Below are 21,444 nucleotides of genomic sequence, written 5' to 3' on the forward strand. Positions count from 1 at the left end.
ATGTCGAAGCAGTTGCGGTTTAACAAAGTTAACAAAGGGATACGGCTCGCGATCGCGGCCGCTGCGATTATTGCGATCGTTAGCGTGATCCTGCTCTCAGGCGTGTGGAACGGAGGCGGCAGCAAAGCAACGTTCGAGCTGAACGAAGAAGAGAATCGGCTCGTCGTCGGAAGCGACCGGTACGAGATCGCGTTCGATGCCGCGAACGGCGGCATTGTATATATGAAGGAACAAGGAAAGGACGGCCTTCTGACGGTAGGAAACGAAGCGTTATGGTGGGCCATTCTCGGCGACGATTCCTCCGTGCAGAGCGCGCAGAGCGAGTCGTTCTCGTACGAGTGGGAAAAAGACGACCGCGAGCTGGCGTTCCATTACGGAGGTGCGGTTGCGGTGGACGTCGCGATCCGATTCGGCGCCGATGATCGGATTTACATGAAGGCATCGCTGGCGAACGGGACCGGACAGACGATCAAGTCGTTCCGGTTCCCTTACGAGCTGAAGCTGGATCAGGCCGGCGTGCGGGACGCGATGCTGCCGATGCTGCCCGGCGCGAAGCTGAAGCCCGAGTTTTTCCGGGAAAGCAATTCGTTCTCCGATCAATATCCGGGCGTCATGTTCGCGTCTTACTTGGCCATGCGGACGGATGAGGGCAGCATTGCGATGTACGATCTGGGCGTGGAGAAGACGCCGCTAACGGAGATCGGCTACAAGCACCAAATCAACGATTCAGGCAAGACGTCGATGGTGCACAATTACAAAACGTGGATCGAGGCGGATGAACGGTGGACCAGTCCCGAGATCGTGCTCGAGATCGGAGGCGGCTACGAATCATCGATCGCCAGCTACCGCGAGCTGAACGGGATCGGCGAATACCGTTCGCTGGCCGATAAGCTCGGCGACGATGCCGATAAGCTGTTCGAGCTTCCGCTCTACAAGACGGATATCTCCGCGATCAAGGATGCGAATTGGGAACGGCTGACGAGCGATTTCGTCGAGCAGATGAATTACAACGGCATGATCCATCTGGTTGGCTTCCAAACCGGCGGACATGACGAAAATTATCCCGATTTTTATCCGCCGGATGCGATATGGGGCGGCGAAGACAAGTTCCTTGCCTTCATGAAGGCAGCCAAAGAGAACGGCAATATCGTCGTGCCGTATACGAACATGAGCTGGTGGGGCGTCAACTCCCCGACGCTGGGCCGGCTCCCTGCGGGCAGGGATCTTGCGGATATCATGGTGGAGAAGGAGAACGGCACGATGATGCAGGAGGATTACGGTCCTCACAGCGGTTACGTGGCGAACACCGGCCATCCGTTTTTCTTGGAGCGCACGGCGGAGGAGCATCGCAAGCTGACCGAGGAAGCCGGTTTCGACGGTATTTTCGAGGATCAATGGGGCATTCGGAACTCGCCTTACGTTTATAACGAAGCGATTCCGGAAGGAACGGATCCTTCCACGGCATACTTCCAAGGCATGCGCGATTATTTCGACGCGGCTGAACACCGGATGTATATCGAGGACGGAACGGATGTGCTCGCTGACGATTCGATAGGGTTTATGGGTTCGACCTACTTGTGGGATCTTCTGGGCTATCGGAACAAAACGGCCAGCTATACGGACTATTATCCGCTCTCGGGCATGCTCATGCGGGATAAAGTGATGTTCTTCCATCATAATCTCGCGGGGGAAACGATGACGGACGATCCGGATATGCTGCGTTGGAATTTGGCGATGGGCTACAACCTGAGCGCGGACTTCTACAATGGCGTAACGAGTCCTTGGGTCGACGCGATCGGCATTTTCCAAAAATATGTGTTGTCCGGGTATGTCGATCGGCTCGTACAAGGTTTCGAGCAAGTGACGCCTACGGTGACCAAGACGGACTTCGGCACGCATCAGGTAACGGCCAACTGGGATAAGGAAGCGGCTCATGTGCTGGACCCGAACCGAACGTTATCGCCCGGCGGCTATCATGTCGAAGCGGAAGACGGCAGCGTCACGGCCGGCAACTATTCGCGTTACGAGGCGCAGGATCTGGACGCGGGCGAACATCATCTCGTTGAAGTGCGGAGCGGGGAAGCCGTCCGCATCTATCAACCGATCGGCTCCGATACGACATTGCGTGTGAAGGGAATCGGCAAGTGGAAACATGCGATTGCCGCTGCTTACGAAGCGGATGGCACGAAGATCGCCGATCTGCAGGTGAAGGAAGACGGCGAGTATGTGATTTTCGACTATGTGGCGCTTATCAAGGAGAAGAAGGTAGGCTACGTGGAGCTGACGGGTTCGGATGAACCAAGCGCGGCGACAGAAACGTTCCCGAAAGTGAAGCTGGAAGTCAACCAGGCGCTCGGCAAGCCGGTAACGGGCACTTCGCTGACGGCCGAAGCATTTGATCCGAAGCTGTCGGTCGACGGGGATCCGTTCACTTATTGGGAAAGCACGGCGAAGAAGTTCCCGCAATCGCTCACCGTCGATCTTGGCGAGGAGAAGAGCGTGAGCAAGATCGTGCTCCGGCTGCCTCCGCAGGATGCGTGGGAAACGCGAACGCAAGAGATCGAAGTGCTCGGCAGCGCGGACGGGGAGACATTCGCGACTTTGCTGGAGACCGCGGCTTACACGTACGATCCGAAGACGGAGAACAAAGTCGAGCTGAAGCTCGCGTCGACTGCAAACGCGCGGTACATCCGCGTCGCGATCACGTCGAACAGCGCTTGGCCGGCGGCCCAGGTGTCGGAGTTCGAGGTTTATTAGAGCATAACGAAACAGCCCTTTGACGGAAAAATCCGCCGAAGGGCTGTTTGCCGTGTGCTGCTTGATTATTTCATGAAAACGCATACATGTCATTTTTGACTTAACCATTTTCGCCTATTCCGCGGGCTTGTTCCGCCCGCTCCATGGCATTGGTATTCTTTGCGGTGGGCGTTAAATAGGCGTTTTTTAAAGCAAAAATGACACATTACCCTTATTATCAGAAAAGTCTAAGTAGTTCACCGTTAAGCGCTTTCCTTTTACGTATGCGCTTTCACAGAAGGCTGGAAATGACATATTTACGAGTTATCCATATGTCCGCTATCGTTGGTTGTGTAAGCGGCATCGTTGAACGAGGCAGCCGCTAATCTCGAAGCAAGCAACCATATCGAAACCGGGAAGGGGTGATGTCATGCAGGAGGCTAAAAGAATGGCAACACGCAGCCTGCTTCCGGAACCGGATACGGTGAAGAGCAAATTATGGAGAAGAGTGATTCGAAACTGGGAGCTTTATTTGTTCATTGCACCCGCATTTTTCTACTTCCTTATTTTCTCTTACGGTCCGATGTACGGCATTCAAATTGCGTTTAAGAACTTCATCGCCACGAAAGGAATTTTCGGCAGCCCTTGGGTCGGGTTCGATCATTTTACCCGGTTCTTCAATTCGTATTATTTTTGGGATTTGTTGTGGAACACATTGAGCATTAGCTTGTACGAACTAGCGATCGGGTTTCCGATTCCGATTATTTTGGCGCTGGCGTTCAATGAACTGAGGAGCGGCTTCTTCAAAAAGATGGCCCAGACCGTCACGTATGCGCCGCATTTTATTTCGGTGGTCGTCATGGCGGGGATGATCATTACGTTCCTGTCGCCTTCGACGGGAATGGTGACACACTTGATTGAATGGCTCGGCTTTGAATCGCCTGATTTTCTGACGGATCCTGCGTGGTTTAAGACGATGTACGTGTTCTCGGGTGTGTGGCAAAGCGCCGGCTGGGGAACAATCATTTATTTGGCGGCGCTTTCCGGGGTGGATCCGGGTTTGCACGAAGCGGCGATTATTGACGGAGCTTCAAGGTTCCAGCGTGTCCGTCACATTAACATTCCGACGCTTGTCCCTACGATGACCATTCTTCTGATTCTGAATATGGGAAGTCTGCTCGGAGTAGGATTCGAGAAAATATTGTTGCTGCAAAACTCGCTGAACATGGAATCATCGGATGTTATTTCGACTTTCGTGTACCGCTCGGGGCTTGTTGATGCCCAGTACAGCTTCTCGACGGCGATCGGCTTGTTCAATTCCGTCATTAATGCGTTTGTGTTAATCGTCGTGAATCAGATCGTCCGGCGTACCAATGAAAACAGCCTGTGGTAGAAAAAAGGAGGTGCGGCAATGGTTTCAGCCGTTAAAGAAACCGGGCGGGATAAATTGTTTCTAATTTCCAACTATCTTTATGTATTCCTTGCCTTTATTATTGTAGCTTATCCTGTCGTTTACATGATCAGCGCTTCCATCAGCGATCCGAAGCTGGTCGGCTCAGGCGAAATGTGGCTGTGGCCGAAAGGCATAACGTTCGAAGGTTATCAGCGGGTATTCCAGACCACGAGTATTTGGACGGGATATGGAAATACCATCCTCTATACGGTAGTGGGAACGGCGATCAATTTATTCGTTACGCTTCCTGCGGCGTATGCGCTAAGCCGTAAAGATTTTGCAGGCCGCCACTTTTTTATGGGCATGTTCATGGTCACGATGTTTTTCGGCGGCGGCTTGATTCCAAGCTATTTGCTTGTCAAAGAGCTGGGAATGGTCGACACGATGTGGGCGCTTGTCATTCCTTCAGCCGCATCGATCTGGAACATCATCGTATCGCGTACGTTCTTCCAATCTTCGATTCCGAAGGAGTTGCAGGAGGCCGCACAGATCGACGGTTGTACGAACCTGCGGCTGTTCTTCAAAATCATTTTGCCGTTATCGATGCCGATTATCGCGGTTATGGCTTTGTTCTACGGCGTAGGCAACTGGAACAGCTACTTCTCGGCGCTCATCTACTTGAACGATGCCGCCAAGTACCCTCTGCAGCTTATTCTGCGCCAAATCCTAGTGCTGCAGGAGATGTCGGCCCAGGGCGGGGCCTTAATGGACGCATCAACGGCGTCGGCGCTCAACAACAAAGCGGAAATCGCCGCACTGGTCAAATACGCCGTTATTATCGTGGCGACCGCGCCGATTATCGCCATCTATCCGTTCCTTCAGCGTTACTTCGTGCAAGGTGTCATGATCGGTTCCGTTAAGGGCTGATCTTGCTCATAAATGATATTAAAAAAGGAGAGGGTTTTAAGATGAAAAAGCTTCATAAAGCATCATCGCTTCTTCTAAGTTTTACGCTGCTCGCCTCAGTAGCAGCGGCATGCGGCTCGCCGAACGAAGAGGGTACGACGAATGGCGGCAATACCAATACCGCTGCCGAAACGTCGACACCCGAAGCGTCTGAAGGAGTCAGCAAGGAAGGGTTTCCAATTGTCAGCGAGCCAATTACGCTCACGATGATGTCGCAGGATGTCGGCGTTGCCGATTGGAACAAAATGCCCGTCCTGCAGGAGATGGAGAAATTATCGGGCATCAAGCTTGAATTCCAGAACGCTCCTCTCGACAGCTTTGCAACGAAAAAAAATCTTGTGTTTGCCAGCGGCGACTTGCCTGACATGTTCTACGCAGCGGATCTTAAGCCGGCAGAACAAGTGACCTACGGCACGCAAGGCGTACTTATTCCTCTTGAAAAATACATTGATGAAGGTTATGCGCCGAACATCAAGAAAATTTTTGACGATCATCCGGATATCCGAGAGTCGTTCACAACGCCGGACGGCCACATCTATGCGCTGCCGACGGTCGATCTGGCGGCCGTATGGTACCGCGGACCGTTGTGGTATAACGGCAAGTTCTTGAATGCGCTCGGGGCATCGGAGCCTAAGACGACAGACGAGCTGTACACCTATCTGAAGCGCGTTAAGGAAGAAGATCCGAACGGGAACGGGAAAAAGGATGAAATTCCGCTCACCTCCGTTAAGCTGGACGATTTGCGGATGTATTTCCTCGGCTTCTGGGGCATTTACAACGAGGTCTACTATGCCGATAAGGAAGGCAAAGTGCATTACACGCCTCAAGAAGAAGGCTACAAAAGCTATTTGACATTCCTGAACCGTCTTTGGAACGAGGAGCTGCTTGACCATGAGGCGTTCTCGCAGACGGACGAACAGAAGAAGGCGAAAGGGAAAAACAATCAAGTCGCTTTGTTCTCCGACTGGCACCCTTACTTTACGTTAGGCGGCGAGCCGAGCGAAGAACATCCGCTGATGACGCCTGTAAAAAGCGAAATTGCCGGATCGCCGGTCTATGGCAAACATCCGGGCATCTCCGCAAACGGCACCTTCGCCATCACGAGCAGCAATCCAAATCCGGAAGCTACCATGCGCTGGGTGGATTACCTGTACAGCTATGAAGGGGCGACTTTGTTCAATCAAGGTCCGGAAAACCTGCTGTGGAAATATAAAAACAAAGAAACGCACGAGAAAGAATGGCTTCCCGTTCCGGGCGGCGGCGACCGTGAAGAATACCGCGGAACGATCACGCCGAACTATGGCATCCTGACGCCGGGCATGAGCTCAAGCGAGCTTTCCGTAGGACTCCGCAACGAGTTCGACGAATGGATCGACAAACAAAATGCGGAAAAGCTGACGCCGATCGCCAAAGCGCCGTTCCGCAACGTTTACTTGACGAATGAAGAGCAAACGGAGGCATCCGCATTGTTGTCCGATCTGGACACGTATGTGAAGCAGATGGAAGCGAAGTTCGTAACCGGCCAGGAATCGCTGTCCAATTGGGACAAATATGTGGAGCAAATTAAAAAAATGGGCGGCGACCGTATCGCTGAGCTGTATCAAAGCGCTTACGACAGATAGAACACAGTCGAATAGATCAGCCCATGCATGAAGCAGAAGCGAGAAAACCCGGTCATGCGTAAGCGTGACCGGGTTTCCGTTATTCGTCCTCCGGATCGGAAGCCGCCCCGGCCTGCTCGTTCTCTCCGTACAGCTTGCGGTACTGGCCCGGCGTATGACCGGTTTCCTTCTTGAACTTCCGGATAAAGTTCGGCGTATCCAAGTAACCGACCCGGATAATGATGTCTTTGAGCGGAGCGTTCGTCGTTTTTAAAAGGCGCATCACCTCTTCCAGCCTTTTCTGCCAAATATACTGGATGAAGTTGATGCCTGTCTTTTCCTTGAACGACCGGCTGACATGCGAAGGCGAAATCGCGAACTCGAAGGCGATCGACTCCAGACTTAGCGATTGATCCGTGTAATGCTCGTCGATATAGGACACGATCCGGTCGATCTGGGATTGCTCTTCCTTCTGATTGTTGCGCTCCACTTGACTGCAGATCCGGGAAGCGAGATTCAGGAAGCCGCTCTCCATTTCATCCAGCGAATGGGTGTAAATCATATTCGGCGCTATTTCCTGTATCAAATTATGAATGTCGAGTTCGGCTGCTGTTTTCAGCATCGTATTTAAAATGTCGAAGCAGATGCACCGTTTGAGCAGCGCGGAGTGCTCGGATGATTGCAGGCTGCGCAGCGACTGGCTGATCATTTGCGCAGCCACGTCATAGCTTCCCAGCTTCAGACTTTGAGCGAGCTTGATGAGCGAGTTGTTCGGGATCCAGAATGTGTGATCCGTCGTATCGTGCAGCTTCTCGAAATAGGTGACGGTGCCATGGCCGCCGGATGCCCTCAGCTCGAATGCAGAGCATGCTTCGATAAACGATTGATTCAGCTGATCCGGATTCGCGTAACAGGTTCCTACGCCAATTGCCGGCGTGACGTCGAATGTTTCGAGCAAATTGCTGCGGACCGCTTCGACAAGCTGACGAATAGGCGCGTGCGTCTGCTCCGTTTGATTCATGTTGAAGCTGATAATGAGCGCAAGCTGATCGAGCTGAGCCAGCTCTACGCCGTAGGCATGAGCTTCCAGCTCCGGGAATTCGATCTGGGCAAGCAGCTCGATCATTTCCTGACGTTCCTGCCGCTCGTTCTGCGTATCCTCCATCTCGCCCCATCCGATTACGATAACGAAGTGATGGGTCCGGTTGAACTGAAGATCGAAGGCTTCTTGAAGCGCGGGCGTAAGACTTTGCGCGTTGCCGTATTTGAGCAGCATGGACAGAAAATGATTGCGGGCGTACGGCTCCTGGAGATCTACGCGCGAGCTGTATTGCTGCAGCGCCGTCCGGATCCGGTCAAGCTCGTTGCCGCCTGCGGCAGCCTTGTCCGTCGCAGGGTCCGGCTTCGATTTGGAATTCGCAAATTCCAGCAGCGTAGAGATCGGCTGGTACTGCATTCTGGCAAGCACGAGCGCAATCGCGGCTCCGACGAGCACGACGATGATGAACAGCATGACGATAAAGCTGCGGACATGAACGACGCTGCTGAAAAATTGCGAGCTCGGCATGGCGGTGACATACGTCCATCCGTTATTTTCCGACGTGACGGATACGATCGAGTGCGGCTTGCCGTGCAATATTTTATCGTGAATGCCGGGAGAGAGACCGAATAAGGATTTCGCCTCCGCATTCGTTAGGGCTTCTCCTTGACGGTTGTCGACCAGGATTTGGCCCTCGTTATCGAGAATATAAGTCAGTCCCTGGTAATTGCCAAGAATCGTATCGATTAAGCTCGTGAGCTCGGATTCCTGGATCAGATACAGCACCGTTCCGTGCGGATTAGGGCTGAAGGGCGTGATGGGAACGAGATACGCCAGCATCGAATCCTGCAAATAAGAATTGCGGATGACGGTGTCGGCCGGACGCATCGACGGAAACTTGACATTGTTCAAATCGTGAAAAAAGGCTTCTTTATTCCAGCTTTGGAAGCGATACGTGTCGGTTATTACGTCGAGACTCGACATCCCTTGCGCAGAGTAAATTTTTTCATCCTTATGAAGATACAAGAACATCTCGCCAATGATAGAGCTTGTCGCTTTATATTGATCCAGCGCTTGAATGGCTTCGCTGCTGTAGTAAGGATCGTGAATCCGATAGGGAGTGAGCCTCACGTCGTAGGCTACGCGGGATGCAATTTCGCTGAGCTCCTTCATCCGGCCGTCGATAATGACTTTGGTTTGCGTTAATTGATCGAGACGGGATTGTTCGATTTCGGAACGGAGATTGGTGACGGCGCTTTGGTAGATGAATAGGGTCATAAACACTAACGGGATAAGCAAAATGAACAAATAAGACCAAATGTATTTTAGAAATAGCTTGGATTGAAAGTAGTTCCATTTCATGGATTGGCCTCCTATTAGGTGAGGGCTCGTTTTGTAGATCCTTATCATATCAACAAATTCACAATTTGGACATAGTGCGGTCAAAAGGAGAAATAAAGATGCAGAAATGGTTCGAGGAAGCAAAGCTCGGTATATTTATTCACTATGGCATTTATGCCGTGGACGGAGTCGCCGAGTCGTGGTCTTTCTATAACGGGAAAATGTCGTACGAGGATTACATGAAGCAATTGGAGCGCTTTACCGCATCGAAATTCGACGCGGACCAATGGGCGGAGCTTATCGAGCGGTCAGGGGCCAAATACGCCGTTCTTACGACGAAACACCATGACGGGGTTGCCCTCTGGGATACGAAATACAGCGACTTGAACGTTGTGAAGAAGACGCCGGCGAAGCGGGATCTGATCAAGGAATATGCGGAGGCCGTTACGAAAAGAGGGATTCGCCTCGGATTCTATTATTCGTTGATTGACTGGTCGCATCCCGATTATCCGAGCGTATTTGAAGGCGGCAAGGCGCCTGACGATCCCAGCAAGGCGAATCGATTTTCAAGTCCGGTTGACGGCATTCAGGATGAGGAGAAGTGGAAGAAGTTTCTGCAGTTCAACAATGATCAGCTGCGAGAGCTTTTGGTGAACTATGGCAAGGTTGATTTGCTCTGGTTCGACGGGGATTGGGAGAGGAGCGCCGAGCAGTGGAATTTGCCCGCGTTCAAGCAGTACCTGCAATCCTTCAACACGGACATTATCATCAACTCGCGTCTGCAAGGCTACGGGGATTACAAGACGCCGGAGCAAGGAATTCCGATTACGCGGCCGGAGGGGCCTTGGGAATTTTGCACCACCATCAACAACTCTTGGGGATATGTCGGGACGGATAACAAATACAAGTCGCTGGGCCAAATCATCCGGATGTTCTGCGACTGCATTACCATGGGCGGCAATATGCTGCTCGATATCGGGCCTATGGAAGACGGGACGGTCGATCAGAGACAAGTGGATATTTTGCTTGGACTCGGCGAATGGATCCGTACGCATGAAGAAGCGGTGTACGGGACAGAGGAAGGCATTATGCCCCGTTATTATTTGGGCGGCAGCACCGTCTCGAAGGATAGAAAGACGCTGTACCTCTTTGTGTATGACGATCCGAAAGAGAATGTGTGCCTGAAAGGATTAACCAATCCTATCCATAAAATTACGGTGCTGCATTCCGGCAAGGAGCTTGTGCATGAAATTCACGGCGGAGTGCCTTGGTTCAACATACCGGGAACGACCTGGATTCATATGACGCCGGAAGATACGCATCCTCAAGTGACCGTCCTTAAGCTGGAACTTGACGGGGAGCTGGAGATGTACGGCGGCTCCGGCGCCGTAGTCACGCATAACTAGGAGCGTATAAGCAATGCAGAAAGGGACGGAGGGGCTTACATGAATTTAAGCGGAGTACCGGAGCCGATTATCGATTACGCTCCCAAACATTATTTATGCCGCCGCGCGGCGGAGAAGCTTGTTCTGGACGGCCGAGTCGATAAACCGTTTTGGGCAGCGGCGGACTGGACGGATGATTTCGTCGATATCGAAGGCGATCTTCGTCCGAAGCCCGCGAAACAGACCCGCGTAAAAATGCTGTGGGACGACGATTATTTTTATTTTGCGGCGGAGCTGATGGAAGACCAGATTTGGGCGACGTTGACGGAGAGGGATTCCGTTATCTTTTACGATAATGATTTTGAAATTTTTATCGATCCCGACGGGGATACCCATCACTATTATGAGTTCGAAATCAATGCGCTGAACACCGTCTGGGATCTTCTGCTTATTAAGCCTTACCGGGAGGTCCTCCCGTTAACGGATGGGACATTAACGGATTGCGGACGGCGGTGCACATCGACGGCGAGCTGAACCGGCCGGGCGCGGCGAACAGGAAGTGGAGCATAGAGGCGGCCATGCCGTGGAGGAGCCTGCGCGAGTGCGCGGCTGAAGGCCGTCCACCGGCGAAGGGAGAGTTCTGGCGCGTCAATTTCTCGCGCGTCGAATGGCGCGTAGAGGTGCAGGACGGCGAGTTCCGCAAGGTCGTCAATCCGGATACGGGAAAATCATTTCCGGAGGACAACTGGGTGTGGTCTCCGATGGGTCTGATCAATATGCATTATCCGGAGTTATGGGGCTATGTCGTGTTCGCGGACGAAGAAGGCCCGGAATCTTTCGAGCTGCCGCCGGATGAACGTATAAAGTGGGAGCTGCGCAAGCTGTATTATCGCGAGCGTAATTACAATGCGAGCCATGGCCATTTTACGAGCGATTTAAAGTTGTTAACGAATGAGGGCGAATGCTGGAGCATTGCTCCGGTCATTGAGACGACCCGCACCCTATTTCAAATTACGGTACCGTCAACGGATGGGAAGTTCAGCTTCTGCATCAGAGAAGACGGTAAGCTGTGGAAGGAGTGACTGCGATTGACTATGCAAACTTCCGTATTCTCATTGGATCAGCAGGCGATGGAACTGATCGAGCGCAAATTCCGCAAGAAGCAGCTGATCGCCGAAGCTAGAGCGGATGAGCAGCTGTTCGGCGTCTTTCGGCAAGAGCTGACCGAAGAAGAGACGTGGGCGCTCAAGTTTTTATTCGCGTATATGCCGGTCAACGATTTGGCCGATTATGACGGCCATTTATTTTTGAGCCATGTGCGCCGGACGCTGGAGATTCGGAGGCAGATGCCTTGGGGAGAGCGGGTGCCCGATCATCTGTTCCTGCATTTCGTACTGCCATACCGGGTCAATACGGAGAATATCGAGGATTCCCGCGGCATTTTGTACAACGAGCTGGCGGACCGCACGAAGCGATTGTCGATGGCGGATGCGATTTTGGAAACGAACTACTGGTGCCATGAGAAGGCTGCCTACATTGGCAGCGATCTGCGGACGATTTCTCCGCTGACGATGATCCGGAATGCGCGGGGGCGCTGCGGCGAGGAGTCGACGCTTGCGGTTGCCGCGCTTCGCAGCATCGGCATTCCCGCACGCCAAGTGTATACGCCGCGCTGGGCGCATTGCGACGATAATCACGCTTGGGTGGAAGCATGGGCCGACGGAGAGTGGTTTTACATCGGCGCCTGCGAGCCGGAGCCGCGTCTGAACCAAGGCTGGTTCAGTCCGCCTGCTCGGAGGGCAATGCTGATCAACACGCGCATTTTCGCCAATTACGAAGGACCCGAGGACATTACGCTTGCCGACGAATGGTTCACGGAAATCAATCTTTTGGAAGGCTATGCACCGACCCGGATGATTACCGTCCTTGTGAAGGACGGGCAGGGCCGGCCGGTCAGCGGCTCCGATGTTTATTTCGAGCTGTATAATATGGCTGAAATGTATCCGATAGCGATTCTGAAGGCGAACGCGCTGGGCGAAGCTTCGTTTAAGACAGGCTTCGGGGAATTGCTGATCCGAGCCGTGAAGGACGGCAGGTGGGGAGAAGACAAGATCGGCACCGCTCGCGGCGGACGTTTCGAGCTTGTGCTAGACCGGACGCAGCAGCCGGACGGAACGACGGACTTTGACATGGTGCCTCCGCCGGAACGCAGCGGAGAGGCTGCAGAGCCGCTTTCCGAGGAGAAGCTTTTGTGCCACGACAGCCGTTTGGAAGAAGGCACGACTATTCGCAGCAGCTATGAACGTACCTTCATGGACGAGGAGGAGGCGTTAGAGCTGGCCGGAGCAGCCGGCATTCCGCCGGAGCGGGTATGGGAGGTTCTGCGCAAGGCGCGCGGGAACAGCCGCGAGATCGCCGCTTTCCTGCGGGAGCGCTCCTCCGAATATGGAGAGTGGCCGCTGTTGCTGCTGGAAAGCTTAAACGAAAAGGATCTTGTCGATACCTTCCGCCCTGCGCTTGACGATCATCTGACCGGCGCGCTGTCGCTGCGCGGAGTAGGAGAGCTGCCGCAGGAAATATTTATCCGGTATGTCCTTTGTCCACGTATTTTGTATGAGATGATCGTGCCTTACAGGCGTTTGTTCCAAGATCATTTCACCACTGCGGAATCGGCCATGTTCCGGGAAGATCCTTCCGCGCTTGTCCGCAAGTTGGATGAGGAGTGGGAGCTTTGGGAGGACCTCCCTAACCTGAAGGGCAAGGGAAATCCGGCGGGCACCTTTAAATTCAAGAAGGGGGACCGGATTTCCTTGGATATTCTGTTCGTTGCGATCTGTCGCAGCCTCGGTATTCCGGCACGACTGCATCCGAGCGAGCAGAAGCCGCAATTTATGAGTAACGGAAGCTGGCGCGATGCGTTATTCGCGCAGGGAACGAAGCCTTTGCAGGCGGCGAAGAAGGAAAACGGCCTGCTCCGGCTCCTTCGAGACAGCGAGGCTTCGGCAGAAGCGCAGGCCGCTTCGTACTTCGAAAACTTTACGTTTGCCCGGCTGGAGAACGGCATCTACAAAACGCTGTTCTATCCTTACGGGAAAACGGATGTATACGATGAACCATTCGAGGTTGAACCGGGCTCGTACCGGTTAACGACGGGCATACGGCTGAAGGATGGCACGGTACGGGCGCGTTTTGTTTATTTCGCGGTGCGCGCCGGGGAACAAACGGACATTCCGCTCACCTTCCGCGAGGCCATGCTCGACCGTCCCGTGCTTGGGACGATGGACAGGAGCCAAGCTCTCGCGATGCTGGACGGCGCCGCCAAAACGATGGGCGAGCTGATCGGCAACAGCGGAGCCATCATAGCCTGGATCGAGCCGGAACGCGAGCCGACCAAACATTTGATCCGCGAGCTCGGCGAGCTCGCCGACGATTTTGCCGAGCTTGGCGCTCCGATCGTTCTCGTTGTCGGCGATTCCGAGCGGGACGCGTCGTTCGATCCTTCCCGTTATCCGCAGCTGCCGCCTTGCGCCCAATTTGTCCGGGACTCCTCTTACGCAGCGCTGCCGGGCTTTATATCCCAGCCGCCGGCCAGCGAAGCGGGTTTCCCGCATCTCTTCGTGCTGGACGGCCAGGACCAAATTCGTTACGCCGCATCCGGATACAAGATCGGAACGGGGAAGGAAGCTTACCGGTTATTAACCGGCCTATGCCGGCAATCTACTGAACGGAGTGATAAACAATGACGAAGCGGAAATACATCGTGGCGGGTTACGCCGTCGATTCCAAGCTTCCTGACATCACGAAGGAAGATCTGTTGAAGTTAACCCATTTGAATGTAGCCTTCGGCCATGTGCGCGGCGATGAAATTGTGACGGAGCATTTGAAGCATATGGATCTTCTGCAAAGGATCAAAAACGAGCATCCCGAGCTTACGATTTTGTTGTCCGTCGGCGGCTGGAGCGCAGGCGGCTTCTCCGAGGCGGCGTCGACCGAAGAGGGAAGAAAGGCAATGGCGTCTTCGGCGGTTCGCGTATTAGCCGATCTTCCTTTCGACGGAATCGATTTGGATTGGGAATACCCTTGCTACGGGGAAGCAGGCATTGCGTCAAGCGCCGAGGATAAGACGAACTTTACTTTGCTTCTCAAGACGATGCGGGAAGCCCTGGACCGTAAAGGGGCGCAAGACAGCCGACATTACCTGCTTACCATTGCCGCGGGCGCCGATCAATATTATGTAGACGGGACGGAAATGGATCAAGTCCAGCAGTTCTTGGATTTTGTCCAATTGATGACCTACGATATGCGCGGAGGCTTTCAAATTTTGACGGGCCACCATACGAATCTGTATACGCCGACCGGCGATTTGTTCCGGATCAGCGTTGACGCCTCTGTCAACTTGTTCATCCGCGCCGGCGTGCCAAAGGAGAAAATCGTCATCGGGGCGGCATTTTATTCCCGCGTCTGGCATCAGGTGCAGGACATCGGCAACGGGCTTCACCAAATGGCCGGAAGCACCGGCGGGTATGGGCCGGATTTCACCGCTCTCACGGCAGATTACATCGATAAGAACGGGTATGTCCGTTATTGGGACAACGAAGCCAAAGCGCCGTACCTCTTTAACGGAAGCAGCTTTATATCCTATGACGATGAACAATCGCTAGAGCATAAAAGCGGCTATATTAAACGCAGCGGATTAGCGGGCATGATGTTTTGGGAGTATGGCTGCGACGGGACGCACCGGCTGCTCGACGCGATGTATGAAGGGCTTAAGGAGTAGCGGGCTTTAGGGCTGAATCAGATGCGGCAGCACGCTTAGGAAATGGCGATGCAGGAGGATGGTCCTGTGTCGCCATTTCCGAGTGTACGCAACTTATTATTAGCTAAAACGCATGATATTGGATTGATGAAATAGCTAATATGGATTATAATATCTACATATTAGCTAAAAGGATGTGCGCGCGATGAAAGTTCCATCCACGGACGTACAAAATAATTTCGGCAAATACTTGAAATTCGTCGAGGCGAATGAGGAAATCATCGTTACGAAAAACGGGAGGGATGTCGCCAAAATTGTTCCTTGCGATGATTGGAACGGAGATCGATTGATGGAAAGCTCCGCGCTATACAGAGCGAGCGGCGATTGGGTAACCTACGAACAGTTTCTGGAGTTGTCGGAAGGTTCGGAGCAGCGGTTTGAGCTGATTGACGGCGTCGTCTACAATCTTGCGTCGCCTACTTATAAGCACCAACACGCAGTTGGTGAATTATTTGTCACCTTCTACAATTATTTTAAAGGAAAAAGCTGTATCCCGCTTACTTCGCCGTTTGATATTACGTTAACGAAGGAAGAAGACAATATTTGCGTCGTTCAACCGGATATCGTCGTGATTTGCGATCCGGACAACAGAGATAAGCGCGACAAGTATACGGGGGTTCCCGTCCTGGCCGTAGAGGTATTATCCCCTTCGACCAGAGGCAAGGATTTGGTTACGAAGCTCGACTTGTACAAACAATGCGGCGTGAGAGAGTATTGGCTCGTTGATCCGATGAATGAGCAAATTTTCGTCTATCAGTTCGCGGATCGCGACATCGTCAACAACAAGGGCTTTGACCGGAGCGCCGAACATCGTGTCCAATCTTTTTATTTTGAAGGACTCGGCATCGCGCTAAGCGATATCTTCGAATAAAAAAAGCCAAACGTTCGTCCGTAGACAAACCTTCGACTATCTTTACGTTATGATTGTCCGGCAAGCTCCGTGGTCGCCTTGTCCAACATCGACTTCCAGTCGGCGAACTTCGTTTCGCGCGCGACGTGGCGATTGAGCAGCTCCTCGGGAATGAGCGCCATATCTTCCGTGGACCAGGCCTGGAAGTTGCCCTTTTCCAGAAACTCCTGCATGCTTCTGCAATTGGAATACTTGCTCATGAAACCTTCGTTAAACAGCTTGCCAAGCGATGCTTGCTCCTCGGGATTCGCCCGTTGCTCTTGCAGTTCCTTCAGCAGATCGTCGAACGACATCGAATTGTTTCTTCTCAAATGACCACTCCTTATTAAGTATCAGTGCCCGCTTTCGGTAATGCTTTTTTCGTGCCTTTGCTTTTGTATGGCTTGGGCGCGCTCGCGGCTTTCCGGGCGCCGGCTTGCCAGCGGTTCCAGCCCTTTTTGTCGGTGCCTCGACCCGTTCCGCCTTTTCCTTTTGCTTTGCTCAGGTGGATCACTCCGTCTTCTGCTTGCCATGTTCAAACCATTCGCTTCATTATATGTTATTACTCCGAAATAAGCCATGTATACCTTCTTGCCAAGTTTATCGTTTTCTTAAATCAAAAAATTCGCATTCGGCGCGCTTATGGTACATAAGATCGCTGACGCTGGCCTGGGTGACGACGGTCCGTTCGTCGAATCGGACAATAACGGAGCTCGCGTCCACGATATGGTTATCCTTGAATACGCGGATCCGCGTGCCCTTCTGCAGCGCCTCTTCGAAATCGGCGTCGGTTAATAATCTACGGTTGAGCGACATGGCCAACCCTCCTTCGTGCTCGAATTGGCGCCTCGTCGGAGCGGGAGCCGGTATGTATCCTCTAGTCCTTTAGTCTACCTCATCCGCCTCCGATGAACAACCACAGTCAAGGTTAAGCGCCATTCTGGCAAAGGATATGGAAGTGGGAGCGCCTGTCGGCATGTTAAGATGAAACCAATAGGACGGGAGGATGAAAATCATGAAATTTGGCGTATTTACGGTAATGATGCCGGATTGCACGACGGAACGCACGCTAACGCTGCTCAAAGAATACGGGTACGACGGAGTCGAATGGCGTTTTACGCGGAATGATCCTTCGAGGAGCACGGAAGCGCCATCGTTTTGGGGCAATAACTTGTCCACTGTAGATGCTTCCGCATCTGTGGAGGAGCTGTCCGCGCTTCGCGCTCGGACGGATGCGCTCGGACTCGAGACGCCGAATTTGGCTGCTTATATTCAGAGCGGGGACTTGGAAGCGACGGAGCGGGCGATGAAAGCGGCCAAGCTGCTTGGCGCGCCGTCGATTCGGGTTGGCGTCCCGATGTACGACCGGAGCCGTCCTTACGGGGATTTGTTTAAGGAAGCAAGAGACTACTTGGGCGAAGTCGAAGAGATGAGCCGCTCGATCGGCGTGAAAGGGCTCATCGAAGTCCATCACGGCAATATCGCTTGCAGCGCCACGCTCGCGAGAAGATTGGTGGACGGATTCGACGCCTCCCGCATCGGCGTGATCTACGATCCGGGCAACATGGTGCATGAAGGGTTCGAGCAATACCGAATGGGGCTGGAAGCGCTCGGCGAATATTTGGGACATGTCCATGTAAAAAACGCGTCGTGGGCCCGCACCGCAGCAGCCGTGCCTAGCGGCGGCTACGGCGATCACGAGAAGCTGTGGCAAGCGTCGTGGTGCGCGCTGAGCGAAGGCGTCGTCCATTGGCCGCAAATGCTGGCCGACCTCAAAGCGATCGGCTACAACAGTTGGCTAAGCTTCGAGGACTTCAGCGGCTCGGCGCCGACGGAAACGCTGCTTCGCGAGAACTTGGCCTACATCAAGTCGCTGTTATAAGCGCATAGGGAAAGACGGGGCATCTTGGATGTCTCGTTTTTTTTTGCGCGCGGAGACGTATGGATTCCTTCTAGCAACCACAGGCTGCTCGTGACTTGAGGATCAATGTGGTAACATAGATCAGAGCAAATTAAAAGTGAAATACAGAGCAAATCGAAAGTCATTCATTCTCGGTATAAGTTACGATGGATCATAATCGGGTAATCGGATGAAAAAAAGGAGAGAGAAACGTTGGGCAAACGTTCGCGTACCGCCGTCATTTTAATGGTTGCGTTAGCACTGCTGGCGTCAGGCTGTACTAATCGTAACGAACCGAAGCAAGCTGATCAAAATGGTTCGAGCGGTAATCTTTCCGCCAACGATAAAATGGTAACGCTTACATTTTGGCGGAATTCGGGCAATTCGGCCGAAAACTCCGCCTACGAAACGTTGATCGCACGGTTCATGGAGGAGCATCCGGACATTCGGATCGAGATGACTTCTTTTCCGTATTCCGATTACGACACGAAGCTGCGGACCACGGTTGCCGCGGGGAATCCACCGGATATTATGGCGATCGACGCGCCGAATTTGGCATCGTACGCGCAAGCGGGAGCTCTGCTTTCCATGACGGATTCCTATAAGGCCGAAGGGGACTTGGAAGATATTCCGACGTCGACGATGGAAGGATATACGTATCAAAACGAACTTTACGCCTCGCCGATGACGGAATCGTCGATCGCGATGTTTTATAATATGAAGCTGTTCCGGGAAGCAGGTCTCGAGCTTCCGTCCGCGGATCCGGACGAAGCCTGGACATGGGAGCGGGTACTGGAAGCTGCCATCCAAATCAATGATCCCGCTAACGGCATTTTCGGCATCGACCCTGCCCAAGGGTTTCAGAATGCGGGAGCGACGGCGTATTTCAAATATCCGATCATATGGCAGTTCGGCGGCGATGTGATGAACGCCGAAGGGACATCGGCAAGAGGAGCGCTGGATTCGCCGGAGACGAAGCGGGCGCTGGCGTTTTATTCGGAGCTGTTCACCAAATACAAGGTTGCTTCGTACGAATATCCGCTGGATGCTTTCCCGAACCGCAAGCTGGGCATCACGATCGACGGTACCTGGACGCTGGCGCATCTGGCGGAAAAATTTCCGGATTTCAAGCTGGGCGTCGACTATGGCGTAGCCCCATTGCCGAAGGGCGTCAGGCAGGCCGTCGCGAACGGAAGCTGGGCGCTTGGCATTTCCTCATCGACGAAACATCCGGAGGAAGCATGGACATTCATCCATTGGATGACCGGGTACGAGGGACAGAAACTGTACACCAGCATCACGCGCGATATTCCCGCCCGATACTCCGTCGCCAAGGAGTTTATGGAGTTTAACGAATATCCGAAAAATATTTTTGTCGTTCAAAATCAGAAGTACGGCAGGCCGCGTCCCATCACCCCGATCTTTCCGCAGATGGCGGAGGCAGTCAAAGCGCTGTTCGAAGACGTGACGCTGGAGAAGCTTGGGGTGGACGAAGCGGTAGAGAAGGCCATTGCCAAAATCGATAAGGCATACGCCGACTCGAAGCGGCTTAATCCTTAACCGAGAAGTGCAGTCATGAGGTGACCAAAATGTTATTTTCATTGCGCAGCAGGTTGATGCTTGCCTTTTCCCTTCTGCTCATCATACCGTTTACGGCGCTCGTCTTTCTTCTGACCGAAGCGTCGTCCGAGCTTATACGGGAGTCGATCGAAACGTCGACGTCGCAGACGATCGAGCAGTTCGGCTCGCATTTGAATACGTTCCTGAAACAAGTAGAGGAAATCGGCAATCAAGTCATGAGCAGCAGCATGACGCAGGAATGGATCACGACGCTGATGAATCCGGATAGCGCTATGGAGGAGCGGCTGATCGCCAAACAGCGGCTAGTTGATTCTCTCGCTTCGTATACGATCAACAATTCCAGCGGCATTACGATAGGTGTTTTTACCGATTATACCGGGGGGATTTGGACGCAGGATCGGACATTCGCGGATCAAAGCTGGCATAAGCGATTCAGCGAGGACGAAGTTCGATGGACGAAGGCGCATTACGATCCCGATCAGGCCGACGAGACGATGAAATCAAGGCTGATCAACAGTTACGCGCTCCCGCTCGTGCAGCTGCAGACGTTCACTAACGTCGGCTTCGTCAAAGTCAATTATCCGACGACCGCGCTCCGCAGCGGCCTCGATAAAATATCGTTCGGCGAGTCGGGCAGAGCGTTCTTGGTCGAAAAGGACGGCAGCAGCGTTTTGGAGCAGCCCTTGACGGCGGAGGAGCAACACATCGTCAAGCTTGGAATGGATCGGATCAACGGTCAGGCTGCAGGCGAGCCGGAAGGTTTTTTTTCGATCGAGCAGGCGGGGAAGAACTATTTGTTATTCTACCGATATTTTCCCGCGCAGAATTGGTATGTGGTAGGAGCGGTGCCGGAGAAGGAATTGTTCGTCAAGATCGATGATATTAAACGGACGCTGCTGCTGATTAGTTTCGGGCTTCTGGTGAGCGCAATACTGCTGGCGTTCTGGTTATCCTATGGCATAACGAGGCCGCTTACATCAATGGCCCGCGCGATGAAGCATGTCGAGAAGGGGGAATTCGCCCAGGCGCTTGCCATGATGCCGAGCGTCCGGACGGGGCATAGCGAGGTCGGTTACGTTACCCGCGTCTTTGAAAGTATGGCCAACCGTCTCCGGTATTTGATCGAAACGGAATTCGAAACGAACCTGCGGCGCAAAAACGCGGAATACAAAGCGCTGCTGCTGCAGATCAATCCGCATTTTTTCAACAACACGCTCGAAATCATCGGCGGGCTTGCCGCCATGAAACGCAATGACGTCGTGATGGACGCAACGGAAGCATTGGGCCAAATGATGCGTTATTCGCTGAATCTGAACAGCGATTTGGTGAAAGTGAAGGAAGAGATGGCGTATATTCGCGATTATTTGTTTATTCTCCAGCTCCGGTACGAGGATCGGCTCGAGGTCGCGATCGAAGAGGATATGGCGGCCGGCGGGCTTCTGATCGCGAAGTTTCTCCTGCAGCCGATCGTGGAAAACGCGGTGAAGTACAGCCTGGAGAAAAACGGGATCGCGCAGGTGTCTATTACCGTCCGCAAAGCCGGAGACAAGCTCGAGCTTCGGGTGGCGGATAATGGGATCGGCATGGCGCCCGCTTATGTGCAGCAATTGCTAACGGAGGTTAGCGTCAGCGATTCCGCGGATATACTGAATAGCGGCGGAGACAGCATCGGGCTTCGAAACGTGCTTTCGCGCTGCCGCCTCTATTATGGAGAAGGCCTAAAGGTTACAATTGATTCAAAGCTTGGGGAAGGAACGGCCATTCAGCTTACCATTCCCGCGGCGAAAGGGTGAGCGC

15 protein-coding genes and 1 pseudogene are annotated in these 21,444 nt (G+C 53.2%); 12 read left to right on the forward strand and 4 right to left on the reverse strand.

Annotated elements, in window-relative coordinates; all coding sequences use genetic code 11:
• The 4 genes from RB620_RS12595 (at position 1) to RB620_RS12610 (ending at position 6,717) form a co-directional block, all read left to right on the forward strand.
• A complete protein-coding gene (locus RB620_RS12595; RefSeq protein WP_308094798.1) occupies positions 1-2,757 on the forward strand; it encodes a discoidin domain-containing protein in 2,757 nt (918 codons plus the stop codon).
• Positions 2,758-3,184: 427 nt separating this feature from the next.
• A complete protein-coding gene (locus RB620_RS12600) occupies positions 3,185-4,129 on the forward strand; it encodes an ABC transporter permease (RefSeq protein ID WP_308094800.1) in 945 nt (314 codons plus the stop codon).
• Between the two features lie 18 nt (positions 4,130-4,147).
• Complete coding sequence (locus RB620_RS12605) at positions 4,148-5,056, forward strand: carbohydrate ABC transporter permease (protein ID WP_308094802.1); 909 nt, start codon at positions 4,148-4,150, stop codon at positions 5,054-5,056.
• A 41-nt stretch (positions 5,057-5,097) separates the two neighbouring features.
• Positions 5,098-6,717, forward strand: coding sequence for an extracellular solute-binding protein (locus RB620_RS12610; RefSeq protein ID WP_308094803.1), 1,620 nt, complete (start codon positions 5,098-5,100; stop codon positions 6,715-6,717).
• A gap of 79 nt (positions 6,718-6,796) precedes the next feature.
• Here the strand turns inward: RB620_RS12610 and RB620_RS12615 are convergent, their stop codons facing one another.
• Positions 6,797-9,097 (reverse strand): helix-turn-helix domain-containing protein, encoded by a 2,301-nt coding sequence (locus RB620_RS12615; RefSeq protein ID WP_308094805.1) that lies wholly within the window; start codon positions 9,095-9,097, stop codon positions 6,797-6,799.
• A gap of 98 nt (positions 9,098-9,195) precedes the next feature.
• Here RB620_RS12615 and RB620_RS12620 point away from each other — a divergent pair, with 98 nt between their 5' ends.
• From RB620_RS12620 to RB620_RS12640, 5 genes and pseudogenes are all read left to right on the forward strand, one after another.
• Positions 9,196-10,482 carry an alpha-L-fucosidase gene (locus RB620_RS12620; RefSeq protein WP_308094806.1) on the forward strand — a complete coding sequence of 429 codons (1,287 nt, stop codon included), beginning with the start codon at positions 9,196-9,198 and terminating at the stop codon, positions 10,480-10,482.
• A gap of 39 nt (positions 10,483-10,521) precedes the next feature.
• A pseudogene (locus RB620_RS12625) lies at positions 10,522-11,543 on the forward strand (carbohydrate-binding family 9-like protein).
• A 6-nt stretch (positions 11,544-11,549) separates the two neighbouring features.
• Complete coding sequence (locus RB620_RS12630) at positions 11,550-14,204, forward strand: transglutaminase domain-containing protein (protein ID WP_308094808.1); 2,655 nt, start codon at positions 11,550-11,552, stop codon at positions 14,202-14,204.
• Entirely contained in the window at positions 14,201-15,238 is a 1,038-nt protein-coding gene (locus RB620_RS12635) for a glycoside hydrolase family 18 protein (RefSeq protein WP_308094809.1), read from the forward strand. The genes RB620_RS12630 and RB620_RS12635 overlap by 4 nt, the downstream gene beginning before the upstream one ends.
• A 184-nt stretch (positions 15,239-15,422) precedes the next feature.
• Positions 15,423-16,148, forward strand: coding sequence for a type II toxin-antitoxin system prevent-host-death family antitoxin (locus RB620_RS12640; RefSeq protein WP_308094810.1), 726 nt, complete (start codon positions 15,423-15,425; stop codon positions 16,146-16,148).
• Between the two features lie 47 nt (positions 16,149-16,195).
• Here the strand turns inward: RB620_RS12640 and RB620_RS12645 are convergent, their stop codons facing one another.
• From RB620_RS12645 to RB620_RS12655, 3 genes are all read right to left on the reverse strand, one after another.
• A complete protein-coding gene (locus tag RB620_RS12645) occupies positions 16,196-16,498 on the reverse strand; it encodes a hypothetical protein (RefSeq protein WP_374121401.1) in 303 nt (100 codons plus the stop codon).
• Between the two features lie 14 nt (positions 16,499-16,512).
• A complete protein-coding gene (locus RB620_RS12650) occupies positions 16,513-16,671 on the reverse strand; it encodes a DUF3934 family protein (protein ID WP_308095012.1) in 159 nt (52 codons plus the stop codon).
• Positions 16,672-16,766: 95 nt separating this feature from the next.
• The gene (locus RB620_RS12655) at positions 16,767-16,982 is read right to left on the reverse strand and encodes a hypothetical protein (protein WP_308094812.1); all 216 of its coding nucleotides are present in this window, start codon (positions 16,980-16,982) and stop codon (positions 16,767-16,769) included.
• Between the two features lie 199 nt (positions 16,983-17,181).
• Between RB620_RS12655 and RB620_RS12660 the strand changes: the two genes are divergently transcribed.
• From RB620_RS12660 to RB620_RS12670, 3 genes are all read left to right on the forward strand, one after another.
• Positions 17,182-18,048 (forward strand): sugar phosphate isomerase/epimerase family protein, encoded by an 867-nt coding sequence (locus RB620_RS12660; protein ID WP_308094813.1) that lies wholly within the window; start codon positions 17,182-17,184, stop codon positions 18,046-18,048.
• A gap of 231 nt (positions 18,049-18,279) precedes the next feature.
• Positions 18,280-19,626: an ABC transporter substrate-binding protein gene (locus RB620_RS12665; RefSeq protein ID WP_308094814.1), complete on the forward strand. Its 1,347-nt coding sequence runs from the start codon at positions 18,280-18,282 to the stop codon at positions 19,624-19,626.
• A gap of 29 nt (positions 19,627-19,655) precedes the next feature.
• Positions 19,656-21,440 carry a cache domain-containing sensor histidine kinase gene (locus RB620_RS12670; RefSeq protein ID WP_308094816.1) on the forward strand — a complete coding sequence of 595 codons (1,785 nt, stop codon included), beginning with the start codon at positions 19,656-19,658 and terminating at the stop codon, positions 21,438-21,440.
• Positions 21,441-21,444: the final 4 nt, after the last annotated feature.

Source organism: Paenibacillus sp. LHD-117 (genome assembly GCF_030929555.1).
Taxonomy (GTDB): domain Bacteria; phylum Bacillota; class Bacilli; order Paenibacillales; family Paenibacillaceae; genus Pristimantibacillus.